General features: G+C 49.1%; 18 protein-coding genes. 7 read left to right on the forward strand and 11 right to left on the reverse strand.

The annotated features are described in order from the left end of the window. The first annotated feature begins 150 nt into the window (after positions 1-150). On the forward strand, positions 151-1,956 hold the full coding sequence (locus tag AAC007_RS12585; RefSeq protein ID WP_295872054.1) for an acyl-CoA dehydrogenase: 1,806 nt from the start codon (positions 151-153) through the stop codon (positions 1,954-1,956). Between the two features lie 40 nt (positions 1,957-1,996). Here the strand turns inward: AAC007_RS12585 and AAC007_RS12590 are convergent, their stop codons facing one another. Beyond that, a complete protein-coding gene (locus tag AAC007_RS12590) occupies positions 1,997-2,368 on the reverse strand; it encodes a nuclear transport factor 2 family protein (protein WP_295872055.1) in 372 nt (123 codons plus the stop codon). Between the two features lie 219 nt (positions 2,369-2,587). Between AAC007_RS12590 and AAC007_RS12595 the strand changes: the two genes are divergently transcribed. Beyond that, positions 2,588-4,732: a carboxy terminal-processing peptidase gene (locus tag AAC007_RS12595; RefSeq protein WP_295872057.1), complete on the forward strand. Its 2,145-nt coding sequence runs from the start codon at positions 2,588-2,590 to the stop codon at positions 4,730-4,732. 91 nt (positions 4,733-4,823) lie between these two features. Here the strand turns inward: AAC007_RS12595 and gorA are convergent, their stop codons facing one another. From gorA to AAC007_RS12630, 7 genes are read right to left on the reverse strand one after another with little or no spacing between them, the layout of a single operon-like run. Continuing rightward, on the reverse strand, positions 4,824-6,176 hold the full coding sequence (gene gorA, locus AAC007_RS12600; protein ID WP_295872059.1) for a glutathione-disulfide reductase: 1,353 nt from the start codon (positions 6,174-6,176) through the stop codon (positions 4,824-4,826). A gap of 38 nt (positions 6,177-6,214) precedes the next feature. Then, complete coding sequence (gene cysG / locus AAC007_RS12605; protein WP_295872062.1) at positions 6,215-7,618, reverse strand: siroheme synthase CysG; 1,404 nt, start codon at positions 7,616-7,618, stop codon at positions 6,215-6,217. Positions 7,619-7,621: 3 nt separating this feature from the next. Continuing rightward, positions 7,622-8,926, reverse strand: a complete 1,305-nt coding sequence (gene serS / locus AAC007_RS12610) for a serine--tRNA ligase (protein WP_295872064.1) — start codon at positions 8,924-8,926, stop codon at positions 7,622-7,624. 38 nt (positions 8,927-8,964) lie between these two features. Further along, positions 8,965-9,336 carry a fluoride efflux transporter CrcB gene (crcB, locus tag AAC007_RS12615; protein WP_219043733.1) on the reverse strand — a complete coding sequence of 124 codons (372 nt, stop codon included), beginning with the start codon at positions 9,334-9,336 and terminating at the stop codon, positions 8,965-8,967. 45 nt (positions 9,337-9,381) lie between these two features. Next, the gene (locus AAC007_RS12620) at positions 9,382-10,644 is read right to left on the reverse strand and encodes a replication-associated recombination protein A (protein ID WP_339677351.1); all 1,263 of its coding nucleotides are present in this window, start codon (positions 10,642-10,644) and stop codon (positions 9,382-9,384) included. 35 nt (positions 10,645-10,679) lie between these two features. Further along, positions 10,680-11,291, reverse strand: a complete 612-nt coding sequence (gene lolA / locus AAC007_RS12625) for an outer membrane lipoprotein chaperone LolA (protein ID WP_295872070.1) — start codon at positions 11,289-11,291, stop codon at positions 10,680-10,682. 7 nt (positions 11,292-11,298) lie between these two features. Next, the gene (locus AAC007_RS12630; RefSeq protein WP_339677283.1) at positions 11,299-13,623 is read right to left on the reverse strand and encodes a DNA translocase FtsK 4TM domain-containing protein; all 2,325 of its coding nucleotides are present in this window, start codon (positions 13,621-13,623) and stop codon (positions 11,299-11,301) included. 268 nt (positions 13,624-13,891) lie between these two features. Between AAC007_RS12630 and trxB the strand changes: the two genes are divergently transcribed. The 4 genes from trxB (at position 13,892) to infA (ending at position 16,661) form a co-directional block, all read left to right on the forward strand. Further along, positions 13,892-14,842 carry a thioredoxin-disulfide reductase gene (gene trxB / locus AAC007_RS12635; protein WP_295872074.1) on the forward strand — a complete coding sequence of 317 codons (951 nt, stop codon included), beginning with the start codon at positions 13,892-13,894 and terminating at the stop codon, positions 14,840-14,842. A gap of 18 nt (positions 14,843-14,860) precedes the next feature. Continuing rightward, positions 14,861-15,586: a leucyl/phenylalanyl-tRNA--protein transferase gene (aat, locus tag AAC007_RS12640; RefSeq protein ID WP_295872077.1), complete on the forward strand. Its 726-nt coding sequence runs from the start codon at positions 14,861-14,863 to the stop codon at positions 15,584-15,586. A 2-nt stretch (positions 15,587-15,588) separates the two neighbouring features. Then, positions 15,589-16,293, forward strand: a complete 705-nt coding sequence (locus tag AAC007_RS12645) for an arginyltransferase (protein WP_295872079.1) — start codon at positions 15,589-15,591, stop codon at positions 16,291-16,293. Between the two features lie 149 nt (positions 16,294-16,442). After that, positions 16,443-16,661 (forward strand): translation initiation factor IF-1, encoded by a 219-nt coding sequence (gene infA / locus AAC007_RS12650; RefSeq protein ID WP_022957154.1) that lies wholly within the window; start codon positions 16,443-16,445, stop codon positions 16,659-16,661. Positions 16,662-16,672: 11 nt separating this feature from the next. Here infA and clpA read toward each other — a convergent pair whose 3' ends face one another. Together clpA and clpS are read right to left on the reverse strand one after the other, a co-directional pair. Next, entirely contained in the window at positions 16,673-18,952 is a 2,280-nt protein-coding gene (clpA, locus tag AAC007_RS12655; RefSeq protein WP_295872085.1) for an ATP-dependent Clp protease ATP-binding subunit ClpA, read from the reverse strand. Positions 18,953-18,983: 31 nt separating this feature from the next. Next, entirely contained in the window at positions 18,984-19,331 is a 348-nt protein-coding gene (clpS, locus tag AAC007_RS12660; protein WP_219044218.1) for an ATP-dependent Clp protease adapter ClpS, read from the reverse strand. Between the two features lie 193 nt (positions 19,332-19,524). On the opposite strand from clpS, the gene AAC007_RS12665 reads away from it, so the two are divergent. Then, positions 19,525-19,737, forward strand: a complete 213-nt coding sequence (locus AAC007_RS12665) for a cold shock domain-containing protein (RefSeq protein ID WP_219043740.1) — start codon at positions 19,525-19,527, stop codon at positions 19,735-19,737. 59 nt (positions 19,738-19,796) lie between these two features. On the opposite strand, the gene icd is transcribed toward AAC007_RS12665, so the two are convergent. Beyond that, positions 19,797-21,053, reverse strand: a complete 1,257-nt coding sequence (gene icd, locus AAC007_RS12670) for an NADP-dependent isocitrate dehydrogenase (protein ID WP_295872088.1) — start codon at positions 21,051-21,053, stop codon at positions 19,797-19,799. Between the last annotated feature and the right edge of the window lie 9 nt (positions 21,054-21,062).

Here is a 21,062-nt window from a genome sequence, read left to right on the forward strand (position 1 = left end):
ATAACCTCTTTGTGAGGGTGAGTAACTTACCCCTTTCCTAAATGCACCACGGGTATATAAAATATTAAGGCCGAATGGCATAGCTAGCTGGCCTACGAATAAAAGCGCAGTAAGCGATTTCAAAACCCGATAATAATTTAGGCAAATGCTATGAGTACTACCCTGTTGAACAGTCGCGATCTTGAATTTTTGCTCTATGAGCTGCTTGATACTGAAGCCCTGCTAAATAGACCGCGATATCAAGATCATTCTCGAGAAGTGTTTAACGCGACGCTCGACACCGCAAAAACAATTTCTGAGCGTTACTTTGCCAATCACAACGCGAAGGGTGATGCCAATGAACCGCATTTTGACGGTAAAGACATACACATCATTCCCGAGACCAAAATCGCATGGGACGCATTAGCAGAAGCTGGCTTTTTGTCCGCCCACTACGACGCTGACGAAGATGGCTTGCAACTGCCAGAAATAGTCCTAAGGGCCTCAATGGCGTATTTTAACGCCGGCAATATAGCCAGTTCTGGCTACCCGTTTTTAAGCATTGGCGCAGCGAACCTGATCCACTCCTTTGGTAATGCTGAACAAAAAGCGCTTTTTTTACCCCCTATGCGCGAAGGCCGCTTTGCCGGCACGATGGCGTTAACTGAACCGAATCAGGGCTCGGCACTGGCAGATATTACCACCACGGCAAATCCCTGCGCCGACGGCAGTTATCTAATCAGCGGGCAAAAAATGTATATCTCCGGTGGTGATCAAAACATCACTGAAAATATCGTGCATATGGTTCTCGCGCGCATAGACGGCGCGCCAATGGGAACCAAGGGCATCTCTTTATTTATCTGCCCTAAATTCCTTGTCAACCCCGACGGTTCTCTGGGCGAGCGCAACGACGTTGCCCTCGCCGGTTTGCTACATAAAATGGGCTACCGCAACACCACCTCGACGGTACTGAATTTTGGTGAGAAAGGGGGAGCTAAAGCCTTTCTGGTTGGTGAGCCTCATAAAGGCCTGCAGTATATGTTTCAGATGATGAATGAGGCACGTATCGGTGTGGGCTTAGGCGCCGCTGTGCTGGGCTATCAGGGCTATATTTATTCCTTAAATTACGCAAGAGAGCGGCCACAGGGCCGCCTGCCTTCGAATAAAGACCCTAAATCAGCCCAAATCAATATTATTGAACACGCTGATGTTAGACGAATGCTGCTAGCGCAAAAATCCTATGCTGAAGGCGCGTTGGCCCTCTGCCTGTACGCGACTTCGTTATACGAAGATTCGCGTACCGCCGATACTGAAAATCAACGGCAGCAGGCTTTTTTACTGCTGGATTTGATTACTCCAATTGTAAAATCATGGCCATCTAAATACGGTTTAAAGGCCAATGAATTAGCAATTCAAGTTCTAGGTGGCGCCGGTTATATCCGCGAGTATCCTGTCGAACAGTATTACCGCGACAACCGGTTAAATCCTATACATGAGGGTACTGAGGCGATCCACGGCATTGATATATTGGGCCGCAAGGTATTATTGAATAACAGTGCAGGACTCATATTGTTCAACGAGGCCGTGTCGGCAACCTTATCAGACGCCAGTGCCTATCAAGACCTTAAAGAATTGATTCAGCCGGTAGCTGAGGGCTTACAGACTTTAAACACGGTCACCACAACATTGCTTGGCAATATGGCGGAACACACCGATCTCAGTCTGGCCAACGCGACAATCTATCTTGACCTATTTGGGCGAGTTCTGATGTCGTGGATATGGCTAAAGCAGGCGGTGTGTGCAGCGCGGGGGCTTGAGAATAGCAGCGTCCATGAGGCGGATAAAAACTTCTATATGGGCAAACTCCAAGCCACACGTTTTTATATTCAATGGGAGCTTCCAGAGATTGGCCCCCAAGCGGACTTGCTATGCCGGTTTGACGATGTGCCCTTTAAAATGCAGGCGGATTGGTTTTAACCGCTAAAAAACCGTGCTATTCGACATGGCGGGCAGGCGCCTACGCGGTTGTCATATTCGCCTCGCCCCAAAATGCCTTCATAGCGACAATCTTGTTGTCGTCATTGAAGGTAAATTGGTCGATTACATCGATACGCATTTCACCGTTACCGGGATTCAGTTCAACCACAAACGGAAACACCGCGTGATTAGCGACAAGTCGCACTGGCCCGTCCAAGCGAGCAGATATTCCGGAACTAAATGCGACTTCATAGAATCGTACAATAGCGGCCTTGCCGACAAGCGGGTCTGAACCAACTGGATCTTCAAGGACAGCATCGTCGGCGTATAAATCAGTGATAACCGCCATATCGTGGCTAGATAAGGCGCTGATATATTGTTCAACAGCGGCTAGTTTTGGATTTTTGCTCACGTAATGTGCTCCATATACAAACTTATTGGCGTATATAGCAGTGTAACGCGGGAAAACATCAAGGAATATGTCGATTTGATAAATTATATACGAAGAAAAGCAACAGGGAGTTAGAGCGTGTAACGCCGGACTTCGTTTGAAATGTCCGTCATACCTGCATTTGGCAGGCTGGCGGTGTACCATAGTAACGTCCACCTAGGCTTTGAGATGCGGTATTCAATGTTAACGATAAAATCCTCTCGCAACAGCAAATTCAGCAGCGCGTTAATTGTCTCCCTGCTCCTTTCAATAGTCAGTCTGGCGAGTATTGCCGAAGAGGCTCTCAAGCCCTTGACTGCTGAAAAGACGCACAAGACAGCGATTCACGATATGGTTGATCAGCTTAATAGCCGCCATTACGTAAAACTGACCTTAAACGATGATTTTTCTGGCAAATTACTCGATGCCTTTATTGATGATTTAGATCCAAACCGCCTATTTTTACTCAAAAGTGATATTGATGAATTTCAAAAATATCGCACCCGACTCGACGATGAGCTCAAAAAGTCAGACCTCAGCGCCGGTTTTTATATATTTAATCGCTACCGCGAGCGCATGATTGTGCGCCTTCAATATACTCAGGATTCGTTGGCCAAAAGTGTTCCCGCAATGGATTTCAATGTTAAAGAAGACATTGAACTTGATCGAACCGATGCGGAATGGCCCGCAGACCAAGCAGAAGCAAATGAAATTTGGCGCAAGCAAATTAAAAATCGTGTTTTAGGCTTACGCTTAGCCAAAAAAGATGACAAAGCGATAATCGAATTACTTACAAAGCGGTTTAAGAACCAAATAAAGCGCATGAAGCAGTTGGAGGCCGAAGACGCCTTCCAGATTTACGCCAATGCGTTTGCGTCACTTTACGACCCGCACACCGACTACTTCTCACCGCGTATTTCTGAAAATTTTCAGATTAATATGAGCCTCAAGCTAGAAGGGATTGGTGCGGTGTTACAAATGGAAGACGACTACACCAAAGTCGTGCGCCTGGTACCCGCAGGCCCCGCTGACAAACAGGGACAATTGCAGCCCGCCGATAGAATTATTGGTGTAGCGCAGGGTAAAAAAGGTGAGATGCAGGATGTTATCGGCTGGCGATTAGACGATGTCGTCGATCTTATTCGTGGAACGGCGGGTTCATTTGTACGCTTGGAAGTTATCCCCGCCATCGCTAAGAGCGATGAAACCCATCACGAGATTATTATCGAGCGCAACGAGGTAAAGCTTGAGGATCAAAGCGCTAAAGGTGAAATGATCGACATCACCGACAGTGACGGCGAAGTCCATCAAGTTGGCGTCATCCATGTGCCCACATTTTACCTGGATTTTGAAGCCTATCGAATGGGTGATACTGAATTCCGTAGCACAACCCGTGACGTGCATCGTATTTTAGGCGAACTACTTAGTCAGGGCGCCGAAGGCATTGTTATCGATCTCCGCGACAATGGTGGCGGCTCATTGGCAGAAGCAAATGGCATGGTTGGCTTGTTCATTGAATCTGGCCCTACTGTGCAAATTCGCCAAGCAAATGCCCGAGTTTTACGTGAAGGCAAACGTCGCAGTTCACCCTACTACACCGGCCCCCTGGCGGTACTTATTAACCGCATGAGCGCTTCGGCGTCGGAGATTTTTGCAGGTGCCATTCAGGATTACCAACGCGGTTTAGTGATTGGAACTCAGTCCTTTGGCAAGGGTACTGTGCAGTCGGTAAACGCGCTTGGCCACGGCCAATTGAAGTTAACAGAGTCTAAGTTCTACCGAATTTCAGGTGACAGCACCCAAAACCGAGGGGTTATTCCCGATATAGCCTTTCCTCCCCTCTACAACAAGGAAGACATCGGCGAAAGCGTGCTCGACAATGCGCTGCACTGGGACAGAATTCCGCAGACAAATCACAATTATTATTTTGATTTAAAAGCCGGTATCGACACCTTGCAGCGCAAACACGAGAAGCGCATCGCGAAAGATCCAGATTTCCTTTTCTTGCAAGAGCAGATTTCAATTGTCGAGGGTTTGCGTAACAAAACCCATTTATCTTTGAATATAGATTTGAGGAAAAAGGAGCGCGACACGCAAAAGGTTCAACAGTTGGCAATGGAAAATCGCCGCCGTGTTGCCAAGGGTGAGGAACCGCTTGAGTCTCTCGAAGAAGACTCTGCCGACGAGCTCGCGATGAGTGACGAAGAGGTGGAGGCAAAAGCAGAAACTGATAAAGACGACGAGGACAAGGACAAAGAGCCCGACCCACTAATGACTGAGGCGAGTCACATATTGGTCGATGCACTACCCTATTTTCTACCCGAGCGTTTAGCAAGACGCCCGTAATACGGCTTGCAATCACACCCTGCGGTCTAGGTGTTCAAACGAGGTATGCCGCCAGTAAGACTAGTTAAGTTCTTCTAGCGGCATACCTTATTTAGCGGGTCGCTTCCCTCATCGTCACGAACTCTTCCGCCACTGTTGGGTGTATACCAATAGTGGAATCGAAGTCGGCTTTAGTTGCCCCCGCTTTAATTGCCACTGCCAAGCCTTGAATGATCTCTCCGGCATCGTCTCCCATCATATGGGCCCCAACGACCTTGTCACTTACCTTATCAACAATAAGCTTTAAAAACGTCTTGCTGCTATTGCCGCTCAATGTATGTTTGAGGTGGGTAAAACGCGAAGTAAACACCGCTATCTCGCTATAGCGCTCTCGGGCTTCTTCTTCACTAAAACCGACCGTGGCAAGATTGGGCTGTGAGAAAATAGCGGTGGGGATAAAACGGTAATCGAGAACCGTGTTATCCCCTTTAAACAATCGCTTCGCCAAATTCATACCTTCAGCGAGCGCTACTGGGGTTAATTCCATGCCACCAGTGACATCACCGACGGCGTAAATTGAGGGCTCCGCTGTTTGAAAACCCGTATCCACGTCAATATAACCCTGCTCGTTGAGACTGACCTTGGTATTTTCCAGACCGAGGCCTTCAAGCAAGGGTTTACGTCCCGTCGCATACAAAACCTGATCGGTAAGCAGCGTCGCACCACTTTCTAAACTTAGAAGATATTGACCGCCCTGCTCAGAAATTGCAGTGACATTGTCGTTAAAACGTAGCGCAATGCCTTTTTGCTTCATCTCCATGGCTAACTGCTCGCGTATCTCGGTATCAAAGCCACGTAGAAATAAGTCGCGACGATAGATTTGTTCAACTTCAACACCAAGACCGTGGAGAATACCGGCAAACTCGGTAGCGATATAACCGCCGCCGACAATAACAGCGTGTTTGGGCAATTTGTCTAAATAGAATAATTCATTAGAACTGATTGCGAATTCGCGACCGGGGATATTAGGAATAAATGGCCAACCGCCTACCGCGATCAAAATGTTTTTAGCGGTATATCTAACGCCGTCAACTTCGATTGTATTGGCGTCGACAAAACGGGCGTGGCCATTAATGAGCTCGACCCCGGCATTGCGCAATAAATTGCCATAAATACCGTTAAGACGTTCAATTTCCTTGGTTTTGTTATCCCGTAGACGCGGCCAATCTAAGTCGCTCACAACGCTGTCCCAGCCAAAGCCTCGAGCGTCGGCAAAGTCCTCGCCGTAGTGGGCTGCATAACTAAACAGTTTTTTGGGTACGCAGCCGACGTTTACACAGGTGCCACCCAAATAGCGCGACTCTGCGATGGCGACTTTTGCACCAAATCCCGCTGACATCCTTGCTGCCCTAACCCCTCCGGAACCCGCGCCGATAACGAATAGGTCGTAGATTGTGTCGCTCACGCCTTCTCCTTGCTAATTAGGATTTAAAATATGTACCGCTAAACTGAGGGCGAGGCTAGGTCGTACTTTTCATACCAAGCGAGTTTTTCACGCAGTTTGACCACCTCACCCACAATAATGAGCGTCGGAGCCCGCACCGGCTCTTTTTTTAATGCATCGACCATCGTCGCCAACGTAGCGACCACTACCTTTTGATCTGGTGTCGTTCCCTGTTGCACAACCGCAATTGGGGTGTCTTCCGGCCGTCCAAACTCAATGAGCTTTTCGCAGATGCTCGGTAAGCCAACTAAGCCCATATAAAAGACGACTGTTTGCGACGGCCTTACCAATTCTTCCCAGGGCAAATTAATGCTGTGATCTTTGAGATGGCCGGTGACAAACCGCACCGATTGCGCGTAGTCACGGTGTGTAAGTGGAATACCCGCATAACTTGCGCAACCCGCAGCCGCGGTTATGCCTGGGACAACTTGAAACGGAATTTTGTGCTCAGCGAGCTCTTCAATTTCTTCACCGCCGCGGCCAAATATGAAAGGGTCACCGCCTTTTAAGCGAGCGACTTTTTTGCCCTCTTTCGCGTATTTCACTAATAAGCTATTAATATCATTTTGTGGCACAGCGTGGTCTGCTCGTGCCTTGCCCACATAGACCCGTTCGGCGTCTTTGCGGCACATATCGACAATGGCCGGCGCAACCAAACGATCATATAAAACCACGTCTGCGCGCTGCAGTAAGCGCAGCGCTTTAAATGTCATCAGGTCTGGATCGCCCGGCCCTGCCCCAATTAAATAGACTTCGCCACCCGGGTCGATGGTGCCTTTTTTGATGGCTTCGTCCAGCATACTTGCCGCAGCCTTATCGTTTCCGGCAAATACCATTTCGGCAATCGGTCCCTGCAGGGTTTGCTCCCAAAAATGTCGACGGTCTTCGATATCCTCGAAACGGGCTTTTACTGCGTCGCGGAACTGACCTACCAATTGGGTTAGTCGCCCATAAGACGCGGGAATACTTGCCTCTAATCGCGAGCGCATCATACGGGCAAGTACGGGACTTTTGCCGCCGCTGCTCACTGCGATCATTAAGGGCGAGCGGTCAATGATGGCGGGCAGAATGACGCTGCATAGATCGGGGCTATCAACGACATTTACCGGAATATGGCGTTGATGACAGTCGGCGGAAACCTGGCTATTTAGCGCGTGATCATCGGTAGCGGCAACGACTAAAAAAACATCATCTAATAGATGATCAGCGTAGTCGCCGCGAATACATTCACCACCGGTATTCAGACAGAGGGTGGACAGCTCAGGCAATATATCGTGGGCAACAAGACGTAACTTTGCACCCGCCTTACACAATAGACGGGCTTTTCGCAAAGCAACCTGACCACCACCAATTAACAAACAGGGCTTATTTCGAACATCTGTAAACAGTGGCAGAAATTCCATTACTCAGAGCTCACCGGCTCGCAGCTGCTCTATTCCGCCCATATAAGCTCGCAGCGCCTCAGGTACTGTGACCGAGCCGTCGGCTTGTTGGTAGTTTTCGAGTATGGCCACTAAGGTTCTGCCTACCGCGAGACCAGATCCATTCAACGTGTGTAGTAACTCAGTTTTACCGGTCTCAGGATTGCGCCAGCGCGCTAACATTCTCCGCGCTTGAAAATCGCCGACATTACTGCATGATGAAATCTCTCGATAAGCACTTTGCCCGGGCAGCCACACTTCTAAATCGTATGTTTTCCGCGCTGAGAAACCGAGGTCACCGCCACAGAGAATCACTTTACGATAGGGCAAATTAAGCTTCTGTAGAATTGCTTCGGCGTGACCGGTCAGTTCCTCGAGCGCCGCATCGGACTCATCGGGACGAACAAGTTGCACCAGTTCTACTTTTTCGAATTGATGCTGACGAATCATGCCCCGTGTATCTCGGCCGTAGCTACCGGCTTCGCTTCTAAAGCAAGGCGTATGGCAGGTAAAACGCAATCCTTTTCCTAGTTCCGCAGCTTCGACAATGGTGTCTCGATACAAATTGGTAACGGGAACTTCGGCCGTCGGAATCAAGTAATATTCTGAGTCGCCATTTAGTTTAAACAAGTCGGCTTCAAACTTGGGAAGCTGGCCTGTGCCGCGCAGAGAGTCGGCATTGACCATATAGGGAACATACACTTCTTGATAGCCGTGCTCGCGGGTGTGGGTATCTAGCATCAGCTGTATTAAAGCGCGATGCATGCGAGCCAAGCCGCCGCGCATTACCGCGAACCGGCTGCCAGTTATTTTTGTGGCCGATTCAAAATCCAGACCGCCAAGATTCTCGCCTACATCGACATGATCTTTAATCTCAAAGTCGAAATTTCTAGGCTCGCCCCAACGAAGAACTTCAATATTACTTGATTCGTCTTTGCCTTCTGGCACATCGTCTGCGGGTAGATTTGGCACCGTCATCAGCAACTGGTCGAGGGCATCATTCGCCTCTTTCGCCTCCAGTTTAAGCGCTTCCAGTTCAGCTTCGATTTTCGCTAAGGTGTCGTTCACCTGCGCCTTGGCATCGTCGATATTCAAGCCGGATTTTATTAATTCGCCAATTTGTTTTGAGGCCTTTTTACGCTCAGCCAACAGGTTCTGACTATTGATATCTGCCTGTTTGCGAACGGCATCTAGTGCCTCGAATTGCTCAATATTTAAAACAAAATATTTTTTGTTCAGCGCGCCGGCAACTGCCTGTGGGTCGAGCCGGACCTGCTTAATATCTAACATTAAAATAAATCTCCAACATACTGTATTTAAATATATTTCTACCTGGTCAAGCTCATGCCTAACCAGCAACCTACAACGCAGCTTGTCAGCGTTGCGAGCATATAAAACAATGCCATCGCGATCTTCCCAGCCTCCAGCATCGCGACGGATTCTAAAGAAAAGGTCGAGAATGTGGTGAAGGCTCCCAGAAACCCCACCATAAGAACGTAGCGCCAATCGGCGTGCAAACTCGACTTTTCAGTGATCAGAATATAGAGTGCACCGATTGTAAAAGAGCCGACAATATTGACCGCAAATGTGCCTAATGGCCAGTGCACTTGGGCCAAATAAATATTTACCGCGCGGCCCACACCGTAGCGACTTAAGGCGCCGCAGGCACCCCCTAGGGCAATTAAGAAATAGATCTGCACGAATGTTGTCTCCGAATTGTCGCGCGCTATTCTACCGCATTCGGCTCAACGATAGCGTGTATGAGGTGATGCTGCATCCAGTTGACGCAAATACCTCAGCTTTTCGGCGATTTTTTTCTCTAAACCGCGCTCCACTGGCTGGTAGTAAACTTTGTCCTTAATGGCTTCTGGCAAGTAGTTCTCGCCAGCGGCGTAGGCGTCGTCTTCATCGTGGGCGTAGCGGTAGCCATCGCCAAAGCCCTGCGTCTTCATCATTCCAGTCGGCGCATTGCGCAGGTGCATTGGCACGTCATGGCTTGGCATAGCCGCAATATCGCGACGAATTGCATTATACGCCGTATAAACTGCGTTACTTTTTGGCGCCGCGGCCAAATAACAAACCGCCTGCGCCATGGCTAACTCGCCCTCGGGACTCCCTAAGCGCTCTTGGACATCCCAGGCATCAAGGCAAATCCGCAGCGCACGTGGATCCGCATTACCAATATCTTCACTTGCCATGCGGACTAAACGGCGGGCGATATAAAGTGGCTCACAGCCGCCATCAAGCATGCGCGCAAACCAGTACAGAGCACCATCTGCCGAACTGCCTCGCACAGATTTATGCAGGGCTGATATCTGCTCGTAAAAAAGGTCGCCGCCTTTATCAAAACGGCGGGGCTGACCATAAAGTACCTGGCCGACAATATCTTCGCTAATCACCCTGCCGACTTCGTTGCTGATAACCATATCGCCGGCTAATTCAAGGAGATTTAACGCGCGTCTTGCATCGCCGTCGGCGTGGGCCGCAATGCGGCTGATTTGACTTGCGTCGATCTCCCAGCCTTCGCGTTCAGCAGCATGTTTAATAATGTCGCAAAGGGCGTCGTCAGTGAGAGCTCGCAGTTGGTAAACGCGGGCCCGCGACAAAAGCGCATTATTGATTTCAAATGAGGGGTTTTCAGTGGTGGCGCCTACAAAGATGACGGTGCCATCCTCTACATACGGCAAGAATGCATCTTGCTGAGATTTATTAAAGCGATGCACTTCGTCAATAAACAGAATGGTTTGGCGTTGAAAAAATTGCTGCTTTTTCGCCTCTTCAACAGCCGCCCGAATATCTTTTACACCAGCTAGTACCGCTGAAATACTTATAAAATGGGCATCGCAGAGTTGCGCTATCAATTGTGCAAGGGTGGTTTTACCTACGCCTGGCGGTCCCCAGAAAATCATTGAGTGAAGCTGACCGGAATCTAAGGCCCTGCGCAGTGGCTTGTCTTCTGCTAATAGGTGCTCTTGTCCAAGATAGTATTCCAGTGATTGCGGACGCATCCGCGCTGCCAGTGGTATTGCCGGTAAACCTTCGCTCAAGACTTTCGCGCCTTTTCTTCGTTAAATTCGAATAGTGTAGAGTCAAATTTAACGTTGTACTTGGGCTCTATAAAATCAATTTGCGTGGTTTGCTCCAGGGTATCTGTCAGGCGCATACCAATGAGCTTACCCATATTAAACATCAGACGCATTTCAGTAAAAGCGCCCTGCTGCTTGGGAATTAAGATGAATTCCCGCGTATTGCCACCTTTAATCACGCTAACGTTATAGTCTGCCGCTAGCTGGTCGATGGAGGCGCCGATAATCATGGCCGGCGTCTGCGACAACTCTGAGTCAAAAGGGTCGGTATTTAATTGATCGAGATCAGCGTCATATCGCCAAACGGTTTTGCCATTACTGACGAGCAGATAACGAAAGGGTTCAAGGCTTTCCCAGTGAATATTATTCGGCCGTTTTAATGCAATCGTACCTTTACTTTCCTGCAGCAGCTCGCCGCTTGCATCTTTTACCTGCTGAACGAATTTGGCGCTCAGGCTTTGCGCTCCGGAAAGGTGTAAATGAAGCTGGGCTACATCGCCACCGGCATTAGCAGAAACTTGAATGAATGAAAGGCACAACAAAAGTAACAATCGACGCATAGTAATCATTTTTACTCTAATCACGTGGTGGTGGCGCCAGCACTTCTCGGCTTCCATTGCTGGCCATTTCAGTTACGACACCAGCCGCTTCCATTGTTTCAATTAATCTTGCGGCACGATTATAGCCTATGCGTAATTTCCGCTGAACAGCGGAAATAGAAGCGCGTCGGCTTTGGGTCACATACTGCACCGCCTCGTCATATAAGGCGTCACTTTCGCCATCATCGCCGCCACCCTCTGGTGGCATTCCTGGCATTGCGTCGGTTGTGCTGCCCTCTTCCAAGAGGCCATCAATATATTGGGGCTCGCCACGGCGCTTCCAGTCAGCGACAACGCGATGCACTTCTTCGTCGGACACAAATGCGCCGTGAACCCGCACTGGAATCCCGGCACCTGGCGGCAAATACAGCATGTCGCCGTGACCCAAAAGCTGCTCCGCGCCGCCTTGATCCAAAATGGTTCGCGAGTCAATTTTAGATGAAACCTGAAAACCAATACGCGTCGGCACGTTGGCTTTGATCAGACCCGTAATAACGTCAACCGAGGGGCGCTGGGTGGCGAGCAATAGATGAATCCCCGCCGCCCGCGCTTTCTGTGCGATTCGGGCTATTAATTCTTCTACCTTCTTACCGACGATCATCATCATGTCGGCGAATTCGTCAATAACCACGACGATTGAAGGCAAAACTTCTAAATCTGGCGCCTGAGCTTCTTCTAGCCCCGCTTGATAATGCTCTTCTGGCTTCCAGAGCGGATCTTTAATCGGTTCGCCTGCGAGAATGGCGTCTTTGACCTTGCGGTTAAACCCAGCCAAATTACGAACACCCATTTTCGACATTAATTTATATCGACGCTCCATCTCAGCCACGCACCAGCGCAAGCCGTTGGCGGCATCTTTCATGTCGGTGATAACGGGGGTCAATAAATGCGGAATACCGTCGTATACCGAGAGTTCCAGCATTTTCGGGTCGACCAGCATCAGTCGGACTTCTTCTGGTGTTGATTTGTAAAGGAGGCTTATCAGCATGGCGTTTACCCCAACTGATTTACCCGAACCGGTGGTACCGGCGACCAAAAGATGCGGCATTTTGCCCAGATCAGCACAGACCGGCTCACCAGATATATCGTGACCCAGCGCAAGCGTTAACGGTGATTTGCTGGCATCAAAAACCTCTGATGACAGAACATCGTGGAAGTTAACAATTTCTCGATCTTCATTGGGAATCTCTATCCCCACATAAGGTTTACCAGGAATAACCTCGACAACACGAACGCTAACAACAGCCAAGGAGCGCGCCAGATCTTTCACCAGATTAGAGATTTTACTGACCTTAACACCGGCATCGGGCTCGAGTTCAAAGCGGGTAATAACGGGGCCTGGGAACACGGCTACAACCTTTGCAGACACCCCAAAGTCGAGCAACTTTATCTCAAGTAGACGTGACATCGCGTCGAGCGTTTCTGGAGAAAACCCCCGTTCCGGATTATGAATCGCTTTATCGAGCAAGCTTAACGACGGTAAGGTTCCTGTTACCGGCCCATCGAACAAAGAGGTTTGACGCTCTTTTTCTGGTCGAGATGATTTCGCCACGGGTTTCGGCGGCGGCGCGATTTGCGGCGGAACACGGGTTTTTTGAATCTCGGTCTTGGTGGTGAACGCCTCGTGACGCTCCTTGGCTGCGGTTGCAGCCTTTTTACGCTCTGCTCGCGCTTGCCGATAGCGGTAAATTGCGTCGCTAGCTTTATCAAACAGTCGCAGGGTTAACGCACCCACGGCATCCATCAGTTTTATCCACGATAAATCGGTGAATACCGTTAAGCCAAATAGCAAAATCGCAATTAGCAGTAAGCGACTGCCAAATTCATTGAATGACGCCAAGGTCGCATGGCCAACGGCGTCGCCCAAAACACCACCTGCCCCAAAGGGCAAACCGCTATTGCCAAAATCGCCGTTCGCAGACAAGCCGGTGCTAGATATCATGACCAGTATTAGGCCAATGATACGCAGCGAGAAAATGAGCGAATCAAATGCCGGCGGTCGGTAGCGCGACTTAAACAAACGCCACGCCCTAAACCCCAGCATGCTCGGAAACAAATAAGCCATATAGCCAAACAGCGCAAAAAACACATCTGCTAGCCACGCACCCACCGGCCCGCCGGCATTCATGACGCCATCGCCATTCCCGGTTCTAGACCAGCCGGGGTCATTGCCGCTATAGGTTAAAAGGGATACGAAGATATAAATGCATACGGCGACAAAGCCGATTAACAGGCCCTCTCGCAGCCGTAAATGCAGAATTTGACGGTTATCCGCCGCTGATTTTGTTGTCGGTTTAGGCAAAAGAAATTATTTTCCTTGTTACTTCTCGCTTAAACGGTCACCCCATACAAGCTATGATGCCGTCGCGAGAAAACATAATGGTTTACTAAGGCTGGCAACAAGCCTATTGAATATCGTAATTTGGGCCCAATATTATCACTATGTCAGGGCATTTGTCGCCGCGAAGACATTTTGATGCGGATAACGAATTCCCCTATGATATGCGCCTTATATCAGTCAATTTGGATTGAACTGAGTTCACTCCCCCTGAATGGAATACAGTAAATTTATGAGCGACAGCCAACACCACCGCCTAATTATTCTCGGTTCAGGCCCCGCCGGTTACACCGCCGCAGTGTACGCTGCCCGCGCCAACCTTAAGCCTGTTGTTATTACTGGTATTCAACAAGGTGGTCAGCTAACCACGACAACAGATGTTGATAACTGGCCTGGCGATCAAAACGGTGTGCAAGGGCCAGAGTTAATGCAGCGGATGCAAGAGCATGCCGAACGCTTTGATACCGACGTTATTTTCGATCACATCGAGTCGGTCGACCTCAAAAAGAAACCATTTACACTTACCGGCAGCAAAACCTACACCTGCGATGGCTTAATTATCGCAACAGGTGCGTCGGCACAGTACCTTGGCCTCGCCTCTGAAGAAGCGTTTATGGGTAAAGGTGTTTCTGCTTGTGCGACCTGCGACGGTTTCTTTTATCGCGGCAAAAAAGTTGCCGTTATTGGCGGCGGCAATACCGCTGTTGAAGAGGCGTTATATTTATCGAATATCGCGTCAGAAGTTACCCTGGTTCACCGTCGCGATAGTCTTCGTTCAGAAAAAATTCTGCAAGATAAGCTGCTTGAGCGCGCAGCCAATGGCAACGTGAATATTTTGTGGAATAACACCTTAGATGAGGTCTTGGGCGACGACAGCGGTGTGACAGGCATACGCATAAAAAGCACCAAAGATGGCAGCACACAGCAACTTGATCTTGCCGGTGTGTTTATAGCTATCGGTCACAAACCCAATACCGATATATTTGAAGGCCAACTAGACATGAAAGATGGCTATCTTAAAATTCACAGCGGCACGGAAGGTAATGCCACCCGCACCAGCGTAGAAGGTGTTTTTGCGGCTGGCGATGTTGCCGACCACATCTATCGTCAAGCGGTCACCTCAGCTGGTTTCGGTTGTATGGCGGCGCTCGACGCTGAACGTTATCTCGACGATCTAGCGTAATTAACTGCAGCTTATCAAATGCCGACTATTCCTTGGCTCGACATCGATAAGCTCGATTTCCCTGATATCGATAGCGCCTTAGATGACCCCAACGGCTTGCTAGCCGTTGGTGGTGATCTCAGTACAGATCGTATATTAGCGGCCTACCATCAGGGTATTTTTCCATGGTACGAAGAATCGCAGCCGATTCTTTGGTGGTCCCCAGAACCGCGGACAGTGCTAAATCCGCAAGACGTTTATATTAATCGCAGTTTGCGCAAAGCCTTGCGACGCGAAGATTATTCCGTCAGCTTTGATCGCGCATTTAATGACGTGCTCGATGGCTGTGCAGAACTTAGCCCAAAGCGGCCAGGCACGTGGATCACCGACGACATGCGCACTGCCTATCGAGCCCTTCACCAACAGGGCTGGGCGCACTCGGTAGAGGTTTGGCGGGAAGAACGGTTAATAGGCGGTCTATACGGCATGGGTATTGGCCAGGTGTTTTTTGGCGAATCCATGTTTAGTCGCGAGGCCAATGCCTCTAAAATAGCGCTGGTACATCTCTGCGGCCAAATTCAAGAATGGGGATATCCTCTCATTGATTGTCAGGTAGGAAATGACTACCTTGATAATATGGGCGCACAGGAAATCGCTCGGGAAAAGTTTAGGCAGCACCTTAGCGTATATACCAACCTCCCCGGGCACCCCGTGGCAAACTGGACTATGAATTGGCGTTACGGGCAAAAAACGCTAGCGGAATAGGCATGACCGACTCGAAGGAAATAAAACTTTACGCTACCCACCCTCACCCCTGTAGTTATTTTGGTGACCGCGAAGCGCAGACTATATTCATTGATCCAGATATGTCGCCCTCGCCCCTGCTCTACAGCGAATTGTCACGGCGTGGGTTTAGACGTAGCGGAAATCATATTTATCGACCTGACTGCAAACGCTGTAAAGAGTGTATTGCCAGTCGAGTCCCAGTAATGACATTTAAGGCAAGCCGAAGCCAACGCAGAACAATAAATCGTAACGCAGATTTATCTACAGAGGTTTTACCAGCGCCATCAGCGCAAGCATACCCACTATACGAGCGCTATATAAATGGCCGCCACCGCGATGGTGATATGTTTCCACCCTCACGCGAACAGTTCGACAGCTTTTTAGGCGAAAGTAGCGCAACAACAGCATACGTCCATTTTTATGCTGAGGGGGCCTTAGTCGCCGTTGCGGTAACCGATATACTCGATGATGGCTTATCCGCCATTTATACCTTTTATGACCCCGATCTAAACAAGCGGAGTCTGGGTGTTTACGGTATTCTTTGGCAAATTTCCCACGCGAAATCTTTAAATTTGCCCTATGTTTATCTCGGATATTGGATTCGTGACTGCCAAAAAATGGCTTATAAAACCGACTACCGCCCTATAGAACTGCTAATTAACAGTCGCTGGGTTCGACTCAACTAAGCGCCAAGCGAAACTCTGCTTTATCAATACCCTATGTAAATTGCCAAGCTCGGCAAATTCAGGCAAAATGCGCGCAGTTTTGACAGCCCCCAGTGGCCTCAGTGCTACTCAATCATTAATTCTTAAAGACTTTCGAGGATAGTTGCCGAATGGCGAAAGAAGACCAGATAGAAATGGAAGGCGAAGTCATCGACACATTGCCCAATACAACTTTTCGTGTGCGCTTAGAAAATGGCCACGTTGTGACAGCCCATATCTCAGGCAAAATGCGCAAGCATTACATCCGGATTTTAACGGGTGATAAGGTCAAGGTTGAACTAACTCCCTATGACCTTACCAAAGGCCGCATTACCTTCCGCGGCCGTTAAGGGCGATTAGCTTAATCGCAGGTCTGGCTCTCCTCCTCATCCACCGTTTCTGCGGTTAGAGCTAGACCATCACCTTTGACGGTGATACTCACCACCCCACCACATTTCTCCAGGCTGCCAAACAGAACCATTTCAGCGAGTGGTTTCTTGATGTGCTGCTGAATGATGCGTGCCATTGGCCGCGCCCCCATGGTTTTGTCATAACCATTCTCAACTAACCAGCGGCGTGCAGCATCGTCCACATTTAAGACCACTTTTTTGTCGTCTAACTGCGCCTGCAATTCAACCAAGAACTTGTCGACAACGGTTAAAATAACGTCAGACTGCAGCGGCGCAAAGGAAATAACACTGTCCAAGCGATTGCGGAATTCTGGTGTGAATAAGCGGTTGATCGCCTCGGTAGAGTCGGTTTGATTATCCTGCTCTGTAAAGCCTATTGAACGGCGGCTCATACTTTCAGCGCCAGCATTGGTCGTCATGACAAATATCACATTACGGAAATCTGCCTTGCGGCCATTGTTGTCGGTCAACGAACCATGATCCATGACCTGCAGGAGCAGATTAAACAAATCAGGGTGGGCCTTTTCAATTTCGTCTAACAACACCACAGAGTGGGGATGCTTGGTGACGGAATCGGTTAGCAAGCCGCCTTGATCAAAACCAACATAACCCGGGGGCGCACCGATGAGACGAGATACGGTATGGCGCTCCATATACTCCGACATATCGAAACGAATCAGCTCTAAGCCAAGCAGTTTGGCAAGCTGTCGGCAAATCTCAGTCTTACCAACACCAGTTGGGCCGGCTAGCAAGAAGCTCCCTATTGGCTTCTCTGCTGACTTCAAACCTGCGCGCGCAAGTTTAATGGATGCACTGAGTTCCGATACCGCCTGATCCTGACCGAAGACCACCATTTTGAGATTGTCTTCGAGCTTGGCCAATGACGCTTTATCGTCTGACGACACGCTTTTAGGTGGTATACGCGCAATCTTAGCGACAATCGCCTCTACTTCTGCGATATCAATTTTTTCCACTCTGTTTTCTGGTTTTTGCAGCCGCTGGTAGGCACCCGCTTCGTCGATCACATCAATTGCCTTATCAGGCAAAAAGCGATCATTGATATAGCGTGCCGACAACTCTGCCGCTGAGCGCAATGCGCCATCGGTATACTTGAGGTCGTGATGACTTTCAAAGCGCGAGCGCAGACCTTTCAATATTAAGAAGGTATCTTCCACTGACGGCTCGTTTACATCGACTTTTTGGAAGCGACGGCTCAACGCGCGGTCCTTATCAAAAATACCGCGATACTCTTGGAAGGTAGTCGAACCGATACACCGCATCTGTCCAGAGCTGAGCAGCGGTTTCAAAAGATTGGACGCATCCATCACACCACCGGACGCCGCGCCGGCACCAATGATAGTGTGAATCTCATCTATGAACAAAATGGCGCCTTCACGCTTCTTAAGATCGGCGAGTAAGCCTTTTAAGCGTTTTTCAAAATCACCGCGGTATTTTGTACCGGCAAGCAATGCGCCCATATCTAATGAGTAAACCACACTGCCGATAAGGACATCGGGTACTTCGCCATCGACTATACGCTTTGCCAAGCCCTCCGCGATCGCGGTTTTACCAACGCCGGACTCACCAACGAGTAGAGGGTTGTTTTTGCGTCGGCGGGTAAGGATCTGCGCAACGCGCTCGACTTCTTCAGCACGCCCAATCAGCGGGTCAATCCGCCCCGCCTTGGCCTCTTCATTTAAGTTAGTGGCAAAATTCTCAAGTGGGCGCTGCTCAGGATCGCCATTTTCACCTTCTTGATCTTGCTGTTGATCGTGCTCAAGCCCCTCGGCGCCAGATACTTTTGAGATGCCGTGGGTAATATAATTCACCACGTCTAGACGATTAACATTTTGGGACTTTAAAAAGTAAACAGCTTGGCTTTCCTGCTCACTAAAAATGGCAACCAGCACATTTGCGCCGGTGACCTCTTGCTTACCGGAGGACTGCACATGGAATACCGCTCGCTGAAGCACGCGCTGAAAGCCCAGTGTGGGCTGCGTATCGCGCTCTGCGTCGTCTTCGGGAATGCGCGGCGTGGTGGCCTCAACAAACTCTTTTAGCTCGCCCTTGAGCTGAGTTAAATCAGCACCGCAGGCTAGCAGCACCTTAACGGCAGCCTCATTGTCTGCTAAAGCCAGTAGCAGGTGCTCAACCGTCATAAACTCATGTCGACGACTACGAGCCGATTTAAATGCCTGGCTCAATGTTGTTTCGAGATCTTTGCTCAACATAGACTACGTCCGCCCTTTGACATTACAAACTTCAATCATCGCTTTCTTCTATCTCAGCAAGTAGCGGATGGCCATTATCTCTTGCGTACTGGTTTACCTGTGCCGCTTTGGTTTCCGCGATATCTTTGGTAAACACGCCGCACACCCCTTTACCTTTGGTGTGTACTGCAAGCATTACTTGGGTGGCGCGCTGCCGATCCAAATAAAAGAAGTCCTCTAAAATTTCGACAACAAACTCCATCGGAGTGTAATCATCGTTCAACAAGATCACCGCATACATGCGTGGCTTCTTCAATTCAGGCTTTGCCTCTTGAATTGCTAAGCCATTACCGTGATCTTCGTCGGCTTTATTACCTGAGTTTTGTATATCAATGTTCATTTTCACTGGCTTTACCTGAGCTTATCACCACTATAACCCCACGCAATAGGGAAATTAACCAACTTAACGACTTACATCTTCTTCACTTGACGAAGAGGCCGGACTGTTTTAAAAATGGGGGCTAAGTCGCAAAATACAAGGTGGTTTGCGTAAATATGACAATAACTATAACGACAATTAAGGATAAAAAGCTATGCAGCAGGGTGTTGTAAAGTGGTTCAATAACGCCAAGGGCTACGGTTTCATTGTTTCAGAAAATAGTGAAGATGAGGTTTTTGCGCACTATTCGGCTATTACGATGGAAGGCTACAAAACCTTAAAAGCGGGACAAAGCGTGAAGTTTAGCGCGGAGCCAGGCCCCAAAGGACTTCATGCGACCAACATTCAGGCATCAGACGAAGAGTAAAAGAAGAAAATTTCCAATTTAGAGATTTTGCCACCGGCAGCGCCGGTGGCAAAATGGCTTTACGCCATGTGCTTAACGATAGCATCACCGAATTCAGAACATTTCAGCAAGGTTGCACCTTCCATCAAACGCTCAAAATCGTAGGTTACCGTCTTAGCTTGGATTGCGCCGTTCATACCGTCGATAATCAGGTCAGCAGCTTCATTCCAACCCATGTGACGCAGCATCATTTCAGCAGACAGGATCAAGGAACCTGGGTTTACCTTGTCCAGGCCTGTGTACTTAGGTGCAGTACCGTGGGTAGCTTCAAACAACGCAATGTTATCGCTCAAGTTTGCACCCGGTGCGATACCAATACCACCAACCTGGGCTGCAAGTGCATCAGACAAGTAGTCACCATTCAAATTAAGCGTAGCAATGACGCTGTATTCGTCTGGACGTAGTAAAACCTGTTGCAGCATGGCGTCAGCAATAACATCTTTAACGACGATTTCTTTGCCAGTATTAGGGTTGTTAAACTTAACCCATGGGCCGCCATCAATCAGCTCTGCACCAAACTCGCTGACCGCTAGCTCGTATGCCCAATTCTTGAACGCACCTTCGGTGAACTTCATGATATTGCCTTTGTGCACAATGGTCAGTGACGGCAAATCTTGATCGATGGTGTATTGCAATGCCTTACGTACTAGGCGCTCGGTACCTTCTTTAGATACCGGCTTGATACCGATACCACATTCTTGCGGGAAGCGGATTTTAGTAACGCCCATCTCTTCCTGTAAGAATTCGATGACTTTATCAGCTTCTGGTGTGCCCGCTTTCCACTCGATACCCGCATAAATGTCTTCTGAGTTTTCGCGGAAAATAACCATATTGGTTTTGCCCGGTTCTTTAACCGGAGAAGGTACGCCTTCAAACCAACGCACTGGACGCTGACATACATAAAGATCTAGTTCTTGGCGCAACGCGACGTTCAATGAACGGAAGCCGCCGCCGACGGGCGTAGTCAAAGGACCTTTTATGCCTACGACATAGTCTTTAATTGCATCTAGAGTTTCTGCCGGGAACCAGTCACCGTCGTACAACTCTGCTGCTTTTTCGCCAGTGTAGATTTCCATCCAGCTGATTTTCTTGGCGCCTGAGTAGGCTTTTTCAACGGCTGCATCAACTACGTTGATCATCACCGGAGTAATGTCGGCCCCGATGCCATCACCTTCGATAAAAGGAATAATTGGCCGATCGGGTACATTGAGGGAAAGATCCGCATTAACGGTGATTTTCTCGCCCGCAGTAGGTACCTTGATATGTTGGTATCCCATTTTTGACTC

Origin of the sequence: uncultured Zhongshania sp. (assembly GCF_963975605.1) — a bacterium.
Taxonomy (GTDB): domain Bacteria; phylum Pseudomonadota; class Gammaproteobacteria; order Pseudomonadales; family Spongiibacteraceae; genus Spongiibacter; species Spongiibacter aquimaris.